This window comes from Actinoplanes sp. NPDC051537 (genome assembly GCF_055586105.1).
Genome location: NZ_JBVJIU010000029.1, coordinates 92,240 through 105,589, shown reverse-complemented (window position 1 = coordinate 105,589; position 13,350 = coordinate 92,240). Strand labels below are relative to the sequence as shown.

The 13,350-nt window shown below is 72.4% G+C and carries 12 protein-coding genes; 10 read left to right on the top strand and 2 right to left on the bottom strand.

What is annotated here, in order from left to right; translation table 11 throughout:
• Window positions 1–156 precede the first annotated feature (156 nt).
• Together ACZ6TB_RS45690 and ACZ6TB_RS45685 are read right to left on the bottom strand one after the other, a co-directional pair.
• Complete coding sequence (locus tag ACZ6TB_RS45690; protein WP_465567140.1) at window positions 157–1,581, bottom strand: hypothetical protein; 1,425 nt, start codon at window positions 1,579–1,581, stop codon at window positions 157–159.
• A gap of 356 nt (window positions 1,582–1,937) precedes the next feature.
• Window positions 1,938–2,702 carry a glycerophosphodiester phosphodiesterase family protein gene (locus tag ACZ6TB_RS45685; protein WP_465567137.1) on the bottom strand — a complete coding sequence of 255 codons (765 nt, stop codon included), beginning with the start codon at window positions 2,700–2,702 and terminating at the stop codon, window positions 1,938–1,940.
• Between the two features lie 219 nt (window positions 2,703–2,921).
• Between ACZ6TB_RS45685 and ACZ6TB_RS45680 the strand changes: the two genes are divergently transcribed.
• The 10 genes from ACZ6TB_RS45680 (at window position 2,922) to ACZ6TB_RS45635 (ending at window position 13,216) form a co-directional block, all read left to right on the top strand.
• Window positions 2,922–3,638, top strand: a complete 717-nt coding sequence (locus ACZ6TB_RS45680) for an L-type lectin-domain containing protein (protein ID WP_465567135.1) — start codon at window positions 2,922–2,924, stop codon at window positions 3,636–3,638.
• Between the two features lie 96 nt (window positions 3,639–3,734).
• A complete protein-coding gene (locus tag ACZ6TB_RS45675) occupies window positions 3,735–4,568 on the top strand; it encodes a glycosyltransferase family 2 protein (protein ID WP_465567132.1) in 834 nt (277 codons plus the stop codon).
• Window positions 4,565–5,689, top strand: coding sequence for a glycosyltransferase family 4 protein (locus ACZ6TB_RS45670; protein ID WP_465567129.1), 1,125 nt, complete (start codon window positions 4,565–4,567; stop codon window positions 5,687–5,689). The genes ACZ6TB_RS45675 and ACZ6TB_RS45670 overlap by 4 nt, the downstream gene beginning before the upstream one ends.
• The gene (locus ACZ6TB_RS45665; protein ID WP_465567127.1) at window positions 5,686–7,599 is read left to right on the top strand and encodes a hypothetical protein; all 1,914 of its coding nucleotides are present in this window, start codon (window positions 5,686–5,688) and stop codon (window positions 7,597–7,599) included. Before ACZ6TB_RS45670 ends, ACZ6TB_RS45665 begins: the two co-directional genes overlap by 4 nt.
• Window positions 7,593–8,336, top strand: a complete 744-nt coding sequence (locus tag ACZ6TB_RS45660) for a hypothetical protein (RefSeq protein WP_465567124.1) — start codon at window positions 7,593–7,595, stop codon at window positions 8,334–8,336. The genes ACZ6TB_RS45665 and ACZ6TB_RS45660 overlap by 7 nt, the downstream gene beginning before the upstream one ends.
• Window positions 8,330–9,757, top strand: coding sequence for a lipopolysaccharide biosynthesis protein (locus ACZ6TB_RS45655; protein ID WP_465567121.1), 1,428 nt, complete (start codon window positions 8,330–8,332; stop codon window positions 9,755–9,757). Before ACZ6TB_RS45660 ends, ACZ6TB_RS45655 begins: the two co-directional genes overlap by 7 nt.
• Window positions 9,754–11,010, top strand: a complete 1,257-nt coding sequence (locus ACZ6TB_RS45650; RefSeq protein WP_465567118.1) for a glycosyltransferase family 4 protein — start codon at window positions 9,754–9,756, stop codon at window positions 11,008–11,010. Before ACZ6TB_RS45655 ends, ACZ6TB_RS45650 begins: the two co-directional genes overlap by 4 nt.
• A gap of 10 nt (window positions 11,011–11,020) precedes the next feature.
• Window positions 11,021–12,259: a glycosyltransferase gene (locus ACZ6TB_RS45645; protein WP_465567115.1), complete on the top strand. Its 1,239-nt coding sequence runs from the start codon at window positions 11,021–11,023 to the stop codon at window positions 12,257–12,259.
• Between the two features lie 355 nt (window positions 12,260–12,614).
• Entirely contained in the window at window positions 12,615–12,779 is a 165-nt protein-coding gene (locus ACZ6TB_RS45640; protein ID WP_465567112.1) for a helix-turn-helix domain-containing protein, read from the top strand.
• A 158-nt stretch (window positions 12,780–12,937) separates the two neighbouring features.
• Complete coding sequence (locus ACZ6TB_RS45635) at window positions 12,938–13,216, top strand: hypothetical protein (protein WP_465567109.1); 279 nt, start codon at window positions 12,938–12,940, stop codon at window positions 13,214–13,216.
• Window positions 13,217–13,350: the final 134 nt, after the last annotated feature.

Here is a 13,350-nt window from a genome sequence, read left to right as displayed (position 1 = left end):
TGGGTGAGGGTGTCTGGGTGGGGGGGATGCGCGGGTTTGTGGGGAGTTTTTGTTCCTCCTTCTTCGCGGGGAGGGCTACCCCCACCGCCGACAAAGAGGCGCCCCGCACGGATCGTGCGGCCCGCTTCTTGCCGAACTGCTTACTCCCAGGGCGTTCTACTCCCAGGGCGTTCCGGGGCGCCGGCGCCGGGTCAGCGCCATGACCGTCAGGCCCGCCAGCATCAGCACGACCGCGCCGCCGAGGAAGGCGACCGTGTTGTTGCCGGTCAGCGCCAGCACGCCGCTCTTCTCCTGGGTGGTCTTCGCGGCCACCTGGTCGACCGTCGGCGGCTTCTCGCCCGAGTTCACCACACCGTCGTCGTTCGAGTAGGTGTAGTCGTCGCCCGCCGCGGCGGCCTCCGAGCTCTTGCTCGCCTTCGGCTTCGCGGCGGGCTTCTCGGTGGTGTCGCTGTCGGTCGAATCGGCACTCTCGGTGTCGTCCGAGGCCGTTTCGTCGTCGGCCGTACGCGTCTCCGCCGGCTCGACGGTCTTGGTGGACTCGGCCTTCTTGGTCGTCGTGGTCGCCGGCTTGGTCGTGCTCGGCTTCGTGGTGCTCGGCGTCGCCTTCGGCGTGAAGTCGTCCTTGGTCGTCGGCTGGGTGGCGCTGCCGGCCTTGGTCGGCGACGTCGTCGGCGCGGTGGTGGCGTTCTGCCCGCCGCCGTTGTTGTTCCCACCGGTGTTGCCACCCGTGTTCCCGCCGGTGTTGCCGCCGCCGGTGTTCCCGCCGGTGTTCCCGCCGCCAGTGTTGCCACCCGTGTTGCCGCCACCGCCGGTGTTCCCGCCGCCGGTGTTCCCGCCCGTGTTGCCGCCACCGCCGGTGTTGCCGCCGGCCGCGCGGACCGTGATGCGCACGGCGTCGATCGCGGGCGTCTCGTTGGCGCGCTCCATCATCGGCACCCGGTGCGAGCCGTCACCGGCCCATGAGGCGCACTGCGCGGTGCCGATCGCCGGCATGCCCGGCACCTGGATGGTCACCACGTCGGGCGTCTTGCCGCCCTTGGCGTCCTCGGTGGCCACGAAGAACGCCGGAACCGGCGCCGGGTCGGGCGCTTCCTTCGTGCTCGTCAGCATGCGGCAGGCCGTGTGGAAGTGGCCGCGCTCGATGCCGTCCTGCAGGACCGAGCTCTCCACGTAGTACCCGCCCTTGCCGGCCGCGAGGAAGCGGTCGCGGATCAGGTTCCGGGTGCTGACCTTGAGAGTGAACGGCGTGTTGACCGTGACCTGCCGGGGCGCGGCGGTGATCAGCAGCGACGAGTTGTTGGCGGCGGAGCTGACCTCGCCGAACTCGGTCGAGACGCAGCGATCGCCGATCTGGAAGCCGTCGTGCTGCTGGAGCTTGCTGTCCACGCACGTGTCGGTGAGGATCACCTGCCCGTTGACCACCTTGCCGGCGCCGCTGCCCGCGGGCGCGTCGTTCTCCGCGGCACTGGAGATCGTGGTGAACGCGACGACCGCGCCCAGCGCGGCGATGACCGCACCGACCGCGAGGAGCCGCCGGTTGCCACCTGGTGCGGCAGCACGGCGGTAAGCCGACCTACGCATGCGCGATACCTCTTCTTCGGAGAATCCGTCCGGCTCCCTGCAACCGGCTCTCAGACGGTAAGAGGAGAACTGCGAAATAGCAATTCACGCAGCGATTTTGATGAATTCTTAGCCCAAACTTAAAGAAGAAATATGCCGATCGATTCGAACCCCGAGCATCGTCCGAACGGAGGATGCTCGGAGTTCAACAAGATCGCGGAAATTTCCCGCTGACCAGCGACTTTCTGGAATCGCCGGTTCGAGCCCTCGTGACCGGTCGTGTCGCGACCGTGACGCGGCCCGGTACCAAGAAATGTAAACCATGATCGGGCCGGAGAAGCTGAGAATAAGCTAGGAGTGTGAATGGCGCGCCATTTTTATCGGGGCCATGCACCGCGTGCGAGATAGGTTTCGCGCAGCGCGTCGAGGTCGTCCGTCATGATGCCGTCGACGCCGAGGTCGAGCAGCCGGTTCATCTCCGCCGGGTCGTCGACCGTCCACACGTGCACCTGCAGGCCGATCCCGTGGCAGTACGTCACGAACCGCCGGTCGACCACCGTGACCGGTCCGTGCCGCACCGGCACCTGGGCCGCGACCATCGACGCCGGCGGCCGCAGCGGCACCCGGCCCCACGCCGCCAGCCGCAGCCGCGTCACCCAGCGCATGCCGGCCGACGTGGCGACCCGCGGCCCGGCCAGCGCCCGCAGCCGGGCCAGTCGCGCGTCGCTGAACGACGCGAGCAGCACCCGGTTCTCGGCCCGGGCCGCCTGGATCACCGACACGGTCGGCGCCGCCCCCGCGTCGGCCTTGATGTCGATGTTGAACCGCACGTCCGGCGAGGACCCGAGGATCTCGTCGAGCCGGGGGATCGCGGCCGCGCCGCCGACCCGGACCGTCGCGAGGTCGGCCCAGCGCAGATCGGCGATGCGATCGGGCCGGCCGGCCACCCGGGACAGCGTCGCGTCGTGGAAGAAGACGGGGATGCCGTCGGCGGTGGCGTGCACGTCCGTCTCGACGTACCGATAACCGAGCTTCACCGCCCGCTCGAAAGCCTCCGCGGTGTTCTCGTCGCCGGTGGCGGCGCCGCCGCGGTGGGCAAACGCGAGTGGTGTCGGAGCGTCCAGGTAGGCGTAACCAGGCACGATCGCATCCTACGGCGACCGATCTTGGCTGAAGATTTGCTGTGGGTGGGTATCCGTCCAATTTGAGGTAAATAAACGCGACTCGCTTACACGGCTCTGCGCGCTGTCCTACCTTTGGCGACGTCCAAGTGGGGCAAATCATCCGAAATGGAGCGCAGAACTGTGTTCTCTTCACGTTCCTCCAGAGTCGCCCGCGGCGGCCTGGTAGCGGCCCTCGCCTTGATAGCGACCGTCGCGTCGCCGTCCGGCGCGTTCGCCGCCGACGAGCCGCCGGTCTACTTCCCGACGTTCGCGGGCGCCTCGCACGAGCTGGACCGCAACGGGTCGGCCGACATCATCACGTCGTCCGGGCACCTGCGTCAGCGCATCCTTCGGCTCACCGCCGGTGGCTACCGCCAGATGGGCTCGGCCTGGGCCAAGCCCAAGATCAACCTGAACGAGTCGTTCGAGTCGACGTTCAAGGCGTACCTGCACCACGGCAAGCCGGGCGCGGACGGCATCGCGTTCCTGGTCCAGGCCGACGGGCCGCGGGCGCTCGGCGGCTGGGGCGGCGGTCTCGGCTACCGGGGCATCGCCGACAGCGTCGCGGTCGAGTTCGACACGTTCCAGAACACCACCGACCCGAGCAGCAACCACCTGGCCGTGGTGCTCGGCGGCAACCCCGACCACCACTCGGCCGTGGGCGAGCCCTCGATCCCGCTGTACGGCCGGCCGTTCTGGGCCCGGGTCGCCTACAACGCCGACCGCAACGACCTGCGGATCTACGTCCGCTCGCTGCGCGCCGGGGCGACCGAGGAGCTCGCCCTCGAGACCACCGTCGACCTGGCCGACGCGGTCGGCGCCGACTCGGCCTGGGTCGGCTTCACCGCGAGCACCGGCAATGCCCTCTCGAAGCAGGACATCTACTCCTGGATGGTCCAGGCGCCCGGCGCCTGACCGCGTTCGCCGTGGCCGGCGCCGCGCCTATCCCGCGGCACCGGCCGCGCAACCCGCACGCATCACGCACGCATCACCGAGCCTTGGAGAACAGTCATGTCCACGGTCCCCTACGTTCGCCGATCGGCCGGAACGGAGACCGAGCTGCCCCGGGTGGTCGTCCCGTCGGGCGAGCCACTGGTCAGCGTCATCGTGCCGGCCCTGAACGAGGCGCGGAACCTGCCGCACGTGCTGGCCCGCCTGCCCGAGGTCGACGAGGTGATCCTGGTCGACGGCGGTTCGACCGACGACACCGTCGGCGTCGCCCGCCGGCTGATGCCCGGCATCCGGGTCGTCACCCAGAACCGCCGCGGCAAGGGCAACGCGCTCGCCTGCGGCTTCGCGGCCGCCACCGGCGACATCCTGGTGATGATCGACGCCGACGGGTCGACCGATCCGAAGGAGATCCCGAGCTTCATCGCCGCGCTGCGCTCCGGCGCCGACTTCGCCAAGGGCACCCGGTTCACCGGCCCGGGCGGCAGCGCCGACATCACCCGGTTGCGCCGGGCCGGCAACAAGTGCCTCAGCGTGCTGGTCAACACGATGTTCCGCACCGGCTACAGCGACCTCTGCTACGGCTACAACGCGTTCTGGGCCCGGCACCTCGGCGTCTTCGACCTGGACAGCACGTCCCCGGCGCCGGAGGGCGGCGACGGGCGGCTGTGGGGTGACGGCTTCGAGATCGAGACGCTGCTCAACCTGCGCGCGGCCCGGGCCCAACTCAAGATCGTCGAGGTGCCGAGCTTCGAGCAGGCCCGGATCCACGGGGAGAGCAACCTGAACGCGATGACCGACGGCATCCGGGTGCTGCGGACCATCGCCCGGGAGTGGCCACGCCACCGCCGGTCCGGGGCCGGGCGGACGGCGAAGGCCGCGGAGCGCGCCCGGTGAGGATCGGCGTCGTCACCAGCGCGTACCACCCCGATGTCGGTGGGGTGGAGACGCACAGCCGGCGGCTGTGCGCGGCCCTGGTCGCGGCCGGCGACCGGGTGGAGGTGCTGACCCAGCACGCCGCCGCGGCCGAGGAGACCGTCGACGGCGTGCTGGTCCGGCGCTTCCCGCTCACGGTCGCGGCCCGCAACTACCGCTTCTCGATCGCCCTCTGGCAATGGCTGCGCGCCCACGCCGGCCGCTACGACGTGCTGCACGCCCACAGCTACCACGCCCTGGCCGCCCTGCCCGCCGCGCTCACCAACGCCACCCCGCTGGTCTTCACGCCGCACTACCACGGCACCGGGCACAGCCGGCTGCGCGCGGCGCTGCACCCGATCTACCGCCCGGTGGGTCGCCGGATCGTCGCCCGGTCCAGCCGGATCATCTGCGTCACGCACGCCGAGCGCGAACTGCTGGTCGGGCACTTTCCCGAGGCCGCCGACCGGATGGTGGTCATTCCGAACGGCACCGACCCGGCCCGCGCGGCCGTCGCGGAGCCGGACGCCGAGCCCGGCCGCAGCATCGTCTGCGTCGGCCGGCTCGAGCGCTACAAGCGGGTCGACCGGGTGATCCGGGCGATGGTCCACCTGCCCGCCGACCACCGCCTCGACGTGGTCGGCGCCGGGCCGGCCCGGGAGGAGCTCGAGCAGCTGGCCGGCCGCCTCGACCTCGACGCCGAGCGGGTGCGGTTCCACGGCCGCCTGCCCGACGGCGAGTTCGAGGCCCGGATGGCCGGCGCCGCCGCGGCCGTCTCCGCCTCGGCCCACGAGGCGTTCGGCATGGCGGTCGCCGACGCCCTCAACGCCGGCGTCCCGACCGTGGCCTCGTTCATCCCGGCGCACCGCGAGCTGGCCGTGATGGCCGGCGACGGCGTGCCGCTGTGGCTGGTCAACCCGGACGACGAGGCCGCGCTGGCCGACGCGCTGCGGGTCGCGGCGTCCGCGCCCCGGGCCGCCTACGGCCGGCACGCGCTGCCCACCTGGAGCGATGTCGTCCAGTCCACGCGGGAGGTATACGCGACCGTGGCGCCTCCCGTGCGCCTCATACAGCAGAGCGGAGCGGGAGCCACCGACCGATGACCTTGACCGCGCCCGTCGCCGTCCTGCCCGAGACCCCACCCGTGGCCCGCCCGGACCGCACGGCGCCGTGGTGCGCCGGGACCCTGGCCGTCGCGGGGGCGGCCGGGGCGGCGTCGCTCGTCGCGGCGGACCGGGCCGCGGAGTGGGGCCGCGGCCCGGTGTTCGAGCTGTTCTGGCTGGGCATGCTGGTCTTCACGCTGCCGGCCGCGTACTGGGCGGCCCGCCGCGCCGCCGGCCCGCGGCTGCGGCTCGCGGTGCTCATCGCGTACGCCTGCTTCACGTATTTGCCCAAGCTGCTGCGCAACCCGACCGGCCCGCTGTACCACGACGAGTTCGCGCACTGGCGGCAGAGCCGGGAGATCCTGCTGGACGGGCGGCTCTTCGAGGCCAATCCGATCGTCCGGGTGATCGGCGACTTCCCGGGCCTGCACGCCACGGTGGCCGCGATCTCGGCGATGACCGGGCTGTCCGTCTGGCACGCGGCGCTGGTCGTGCTGATCGCGGCGCACGTGCTGGTGGTGCTCGGCGTGGCGGTGCTGGCCGAGCAGATCTGGGGTGACCGGCGCACGGCGGCGGTGGCGGCCATCGCGTACGGGCTCAACAGCTCCTTTCTCTTCTTCGACACCCAGTTCGGGTACGAGTCCCTGGCGCTCCCGCTGATGATCTGGACCCTGGTGACGCTCCACCGGGCCATGCGCGCCCCCGACCGGCCGGCCCGCGCCGGATGGTCGGCCGCCACCGTGCTGCTCGCGGCCGCGACCGTCGCCACCCACCACCTGACCGCCCTCGGCCTGGTCGCCATCATGCTGATCATCGCGGCCACGGTGACCGTCCGCGCCGTCCGCCGGCGCGACGCCGCGGTGCCGGCCGCCTGGACCGCCTGGGCCCTCACCCTCGCCGCCGCGATCCTGGTCGTCGGCTGGCTGTGCTGGGTCGCGCCGCGCACGGCCGGCTATCTCGACCCCTACCTGGGCAAGGCGCTCGACCAGTTCGCCGGGCTGGCCGGGGAGGGCGGCGCCGGCGGGCGCACCCTGTTCAAGGCGTCGGTGGCGCCCTGGTGGGAGCAGAAGGCCGCGTTCGCCGCCCCGGTCGGCGCGTTCGTGGCGATGGCGGCCGCCGCCTGGCGGTTGCGCACCCACCGCGACGCCGACCCGGTCAACCGCAGCGCCGCGCTGGCCATGCTCGCGATCGGCGCCTGCTACTACCCGGCCGCGCTGCTGATCCTCACCCCGTCCGGGGCCGAGGGCGCGCGCCGCTCCTGGGCCTTCAGCTACCTCGGCATCGCGCTGGTGGTGGCGCCGCTCGTGGTCGCGCTGCTCGACCGGGCCGCCCGCGTCGCCGGGCCGGCCCTGATCGCGCTGCTCGCCGTGATGCTGGTCGGCAACACCGCGGCCGGCATGAACCCCTCGTACCGCTTCCCCGGGCCGCCCGTCTACGGCTCGGACACCCGCGCGCTCACCCCCGAGGTGCAGGCCGCCGCCGAGTGGCTGCGCTCCTCGCAGGGCCGCGACCTGCGGATCGTCGCCGACCGCTATTCGGGGCTGATCTTCGGCTCGCTCGGCGGGCAGTTCCCGGTCACCGGCTCGGTCACGTTCCCCACGTACGACATGTATCTCGCCCCGCCGGGCCGGCCGGTGCCGCCCGCGCTGATCGACCAGCTCCGGTCGTGGAACTTCCGCTACCTCATCGTCGACCGGCGGATGGCCGAGGAGGTGCCCGAGATCGGAATCTACTTCGAGACCAACGAGCCGATCCCGCACGACGGGCGGCCCGGGTTCACGCTCGGCCAGCTCACCAAGTTCGACCGCACGCCGTGGAGCATCAAGATCTACGACAGCGGCGACATCGCGATCTACCGCTTCGACTTCGCCTCGCTCGGTTTCGTCCCGCGGGGAGGCCGCAAGTGGTGACGACTCCGCGCCTGCTTCTGGTGGTGGCCGCCGCGCTCGGGACGCTCGTCCTGCCTTGGTTCCACCTACCGTTCCTGCTGGTCGCGCTGGCCGGGATCGGCGAGCTGTGGGTGCGCGTGCTCACCCGGGACGTGCTGCCGGCGGTCACCCGGATCGGCCTGGCCGCGACGACCGGACTGATCAGCCTGCCGCTCGCCGCCATCGCGCTGCACCTGGCCGGCGTGCCGATCCGGGCGCTGTCGCTGGTGGTCGCCCTGGCCGTGCTGACCGCCCTGCTCGGCGGCGCGGCGCTGCTGCGGCCGGGCTCGGTGGTGGCGCCGGACCTGGGGCGGACGCTCGCGGCGCTCACCATTCCCGCGGTGGTCGCGCTGGTCATCGGCGGTGCGGCGACCTTCGCGTACGCCCGGATGCCGCACCCGCCGCAGCCCGGATACACCAGCGTGGCCCTCGGCGGCTGGGCGTCCGGCATCGACCACCCGGTCACCATCCCGGCCCGCGGCCTGGTCGTGCCGCTGCGGGTGAGCAGCGCCGGCGAGCCCGCGGCCACCGTGCCGCTCTCGGTGCGGGTCGGTGACCGGCCGGCCGGCCCGCCGCGGCCGGTGACGATCGCCGCCGGCACCACCCGCGCGATGGACGTGCGCGTGCCCGCCCCGCCCGACGGCTGCCTGCACCGCATCGAGATCCGTCTCGGCGCCGCGAGCACCGTCTTCTACGCGAAGGGGCCGTCCGCGTGCTAGCCCGCGTCGGACGTGACTCGCTGGCCCGCAACAGCGTGCTGATCATGGCGAGCACGGTCGGGACCAGCGGGCTCGGCTATCTCTACTGGATGGTGGCGGCCCGCGAGCTGCCCCGCCCGGCGATCGGCACCGCCACCGCGCTGATCTCGGCGGCCACCGTGGTCAGCATGGTGGCCAACCTCGGCCTCGGGCACATGTTCATCCAGCGGCTGCCGGGCGCCCCGGCCGCCGCCTGGTCCCGGATCGTCAGCGCCGGCCTGCTGCTCGGCGGCGGCGCCACGGCCGGCGCCGCGCTCGCCGCCGTGCTGCTGCTGCCCCGCCTCGAGCGCAACTTCGGCTTCCTCGACGGCCCCGCCCCGGCCGCCGGGCTGGTCGCGACGGCGGTGGCGCTGACCGCGTCGATGCTGCTCGACTACGTCTTCGTCGCTCACCGGGCGAGCCAGGGCATGCTCTGGCGCAACCTGGCGCTGGCGGTCGGCAAGGTGGCGGCGCTGCTCGGCCTGACCGGGGCCGGGCTCGCCGGCGCCGAGGCGGTGGTGCTGGCCTGGACCATGCCGTCGCTCGCGGTCACCGTCGTCACGCTGCGATGGAGCCTGTCCCGGCTGCGCCCCGGCTGCCGCCTCGGCCGCGCCGGCGTGGCCCGCGAGCTGATCCACGTGCGTGGCGCCCTCACCGGGCACCACCTGGTCAACCTGGCCCAGGCCGGCCCGAGCGCGCTGCTGCCGGTGCTGGTCACGGCCCGGCTCGGCGCGGCCGACAACGCGCACTTCTACATGGCCTGGATGACCGCGTCGGTGCTGTTCATGGTGTCGCCGGCGGTGGCGGCGGCGCTCTACGCCGAGCGCACCAACGCGGCCGGCCGGTCGGCGTCCCTGCCCCGGGCGTCGGTGGTGACGCTGGTGGTGATCGGCTTGCCGGCCGCGGCCCTGTTCCTGTTCGGCGGCCGGATCCTGGCCCTGTTCAGCCCCGCCTACGCGGCCGGCGGCGGCGCGCTGCTGAAGATCCTGGTGCTGGCCGCGCTGCCGGACGCCATCACCAACCTGGCCGTCGCGCACTGGCGATCGCAGAACCGGTTGCGCCGGTGCCTGCGCCTGAACCTGCTGATGGCCGCCACCTGCCTGACCCTGACCTGGCTGTGGCTCCCGTCGTACGGCATCGAGGCGGCCGGTTACGCCTGGCTGATCGGCCAGTCCACGGGCGCGGTCGTCGTCGCGGCGCATGCGCTGCTCGGCCGCCGGCCGGCGGACCCCGCTTCGGGCCGCCGGCTAGCCACCCCACACCCCCGCGCCGATCCCCGGCGCCGCGACCCCCGGCCGCTGCTCCACCCGATGATGCGCGGCCGCCCGGCCGTCCGGTTCGGCAACCGCACCCGCCCGGCCCCGCACGCCCGGCCTCGATCGCGATCTTGGAGAGTCCCGTGAGGATCCTGCACCTGGCCAACCTCTACGCCCCGGTCATCGGCGGCCTCGAGCGCAGCATCGCCACCAGCGGCGAGGAGCTGGTGCGGCGCGGCCACGAGGTCACCGTGCTCACCCTGGCCACGCCGAAGACCGCGGCCGAGGAGAACCTCAACGGCGTCCGGGTGGTGCGCGTCCGCAGCGTCGCCAACACGGTGCTGCCGGGCATCAACCAGGACCCGGCCAAGCCGTTCCACCCGACCGCGCCCGACCCGCTGACCACCGCGGACATCCGGCGCGAGCTGCGGTCGGGCGGTTACGACCTGGTGCACAGCCACGACTGGCTGATGTATTCGTACCTGCCGCTGCGGTTCGGCCGGGACGGCCTGCCGCACGTGCACACCGCGCACGACTTCGGGCTTTCCTGCGTCAAGAAGACGTACGCCCGGCCCGGCGGCAGCTGCCAGACCGGTCCCCGCCTCGCGCGCTGCCTGTCGTGCGCGACCCACCAGTACGGACGTCCCCGGGCGGCGGCGCTGACCGCCGCGCTGCGATCGCACCGGCACCGGGGGATCGACGCGCTCATGGCGATCTCGCCGTCGGTGGCCAAGGCGCTCGAGCTCGCCCGGCTTCCCGAAGGCCTGCCCGTACGCGTGGTCTCGAGCCTGGTCCCCGACGGTCTCGACGAGCTGGCCCGCAACACGCCCCGCCCGTCCTGGCTGCCCGACCGCTCGTACCTGCTGTTCGTCGGCGCGCTGGGCCCGCACAAGGGCGTGGACGTGCTGTTCACCGCGTACCGCCGCCTGGTCGAGAGCTGGCGCGGCAGCGAGCCGCCGCCGGACCTCGTCTGCGTGGGCACCGCCCGCCCCGACACCCCGCCGATCCCGCCCGGCGTGCACGTGCGCCACGACGTGCCGCACGCCGAGGTGATGGCCGCCTGGCACGGCGCCGCGGCCGGGGTGGTCCCGTCCATCATGGAGGCGATGGGCCAGGTCGCGGTCGAGGCGCTGCTGGCCCGCACCCCGCTGATCGCCTCCCGCACCGGCGGCCTCACCGACATGATCCGCGACGGCGAGAGCGGCCTGCACGTGCCACCCGGCGACGCCGACGCCCTCTACACGGCGCTGCACCGCCTGCTCACCGACCCGCTTCTGGCCGACCGCCTGCGCGCCAACGGTTACCGCCGGGGTCTCGACTTCACCGCGGCCCGCGTGGTGCCGCAGATCGAGGAGATCTACCGTGCCTGCCTCGCCCTCCCCTTCTCCCTTCCCCGTTAGCCCGCTTCCCTTGAAGATCCTCGTCGTCGGCTCCGGCTGGCGCTTCCTGTCCGGGATCAGCTATTACACGTGCCGGCTCGCGAACGCGCTGGCCGGCCGCTACACCGTCGGCGCGATCCTGATGCGTCAGCTGCTGCCGACCCGCCTCTATCCCGGCCGCGACCGGGTCGGCCGGCGCCTCAACGACCTTCGCTACGGCGACGACGTGAGAGTCTTCGACGGGATCGACTGGTGGGCGCTGCCGAGCCTGATCCGCGCGGTCCGGTTCCTTTCCTCCTTCCGGCCGGACGTGCTGGTCCTGCAGTGGTGGACGGGCGCGGTGCTGCACTCGTACCTGGTGCTCTGCCTGGCGGCCCGGCTGCTCGGCGCGCGCGTGGTGGTCGAGTTCCACGAGGTGCAGGACACCGGCGAGGCCCGCCTGCGCTGGGCGGCGCGCTACACGAGGTGGCTGATCAAACCCTTGCTGGCGGCAACCGCGGGCGTCGTCGTCCACTCGCGCTTCGATCAGGAGGCACTGCGGCGGACGTACGCCCTGAGCACCGTCCCCCAGGTGATCGCGCGCCATGGCCCGTACGACCACCACGACGCCGCCCCCCGCCAGCGAACCGCCCCGAGTGACCACCGCCGGTTGTTGTTCTTCGGAACCATCCGTCCCTACAAGGGCCTCGAGGACTTGATCGAGGCGTTCGCGCTGCTGCCCGCCAACCATTTCCTGACCGTCGTGGGCGAGACGTGGGAGGGCTGGACCCGGCCCGCCGACCTGATCGCCGAGTCGCCGGTCCGGGACCGCATCGAGTTCGTCAACCGGTACGTGACCGACGCCGAGGTCGACAGCTTCTTCGCGGCCGCGGACATGGTGGTGCTGCCGTATCGCCGTAGTTCCGCGAGTGGTCCGTTGCATATCGCGATGAGTCACGGTTTGCCGGTCGTGGTGACCGCGGTCGGGGGCTTGGTCGAGGCGGCGGGGGATTATCCGGGGGTTTGTTTTACGCCGGCGGGGGATCCGGCCGCGTTGGCGTCCGCTATCGCTTTGGCGGGCTCGCTGGTGGGGCGCCGCCATGCGGACCCGTCGTCGTGGGAGGGGACGGTTGCCGCCTATGAGGACCTGTTTACCCGGATCGGGGTGCGGCCGGCTGGTGTGTCTACGTCGGCTCTGCCTGTCCCGGGGGCCGCGTCGCCGTCGGAGGCCGTCACGCCTCCGCCGTCCCCGCGGGCGGAAGCCGCTGCGCCGCCTGCCGAGCGTCGCTGAGCCCTCGGCGCCGCGGCCTCTGTGGACGGTTGCGGGAAAGTGTCGTAGGGGGCTGCTTTGCTGGCCCCACCCAAAAACGGGTGGGGTACGGACGGACGGGCGGCGTCTGTGGATGGTCGGCTGCTCTGCTGGCCCCACCCAAGAACCTCGGATTCCTTGGGTCGTTGCAACATCCGATCGAAGGGTGTTGATGATGGGGTTTGAGGAACGGTTTACCTTGCCTTGGTGGGTCAGGGGATGAACTGTTAGCAGGCGTCCCGGGTGGTTGGGATCAACCCACGGACCGGTAGACGGTGGCGGCACGGCCCGAACCCGATCACCGCCACCGCCCGGCGTGCGGTGCGGGGGCCGGTATGTGAACGAGGACGAGCGGGTGCATATCGCCGACCGCAGGCGGGAACACGCGACGATCCGGCAGATCGCCGCCGCCGAACTCGGCCGGGACCCGTCCACGGTCAGCCGCGAGTTACGCCGCAACGCGCATCCGAGCAACGGCGGCTATCGGCCGCGCGCGGCGTAGCGGCGGGCCGAGGCCCGCCGGCCGCGCCCGAACCCCGCAAGCTCACCACCAACCCGGTCCTGCAGGCCCTCGTCCAAGCTGGGTTGAACCAGCGGTGGAGTCCGGAACAGATCGGGGCACGCGTACGCCGCGAGGATCCCGACCGGCCGGAGCTTTCCGTGACACCCGAAACCAACTACCAAGCCCTCCACCTGCAAGGCCGCGGCGCACTGCGCCGCGAGATCGCGGCCGCGCTGCGCACCGGCCGGGTGATACGCCGCCCCCGCCGGGTAGCGCAGCAACACTCCCCGCGGATGGCCACGCCGATGGTGCTGATCAGCGAACGACCCGACGAGCCGGACGCCGTCGCCGTGCAACTCAACAGCCGACCCCGCAAACCCCTCAACGGGGACACCCCCGCCAAACGCTTCACCACCCTCGTCACACAAGCCAGCTGACCAGCCATGTTGCAACGACCCCAGAATCCGCCAACGGGGGTGGGGGCCAGGCGGGCAGCAGCCTCTGTGGACGACCGCGGAAAAGTGTCATAGGCGGCTGATTAACTGGCCCCCACCCAAGACGAGGGTGGGGG

Coding starts and splice junctions, on each gene's coding strand:
- ACZ6TB_RS45690 (WP_465567140.1), bottom strand. CDS start 1,581: ATGCGTAGGTCGGCTTACCGCCGTGCTGCCGCACCAGGTGGCAACCGG.
- ACZ6TB_RS45675 (WP_465567132.1), top strand. CDS start 3,735: ATGTCCACGGTCCCCTACGTTCGCCGATCGGCCGGAACGGAGACCGAG.
- ACZ6TB_RS45665 (WP_465567127.1), top strand. CDS start 5,686: ATGACCTTGACCGCGCCCGTCGCCGTCCTGCCCGAGACCCCACCCGTG.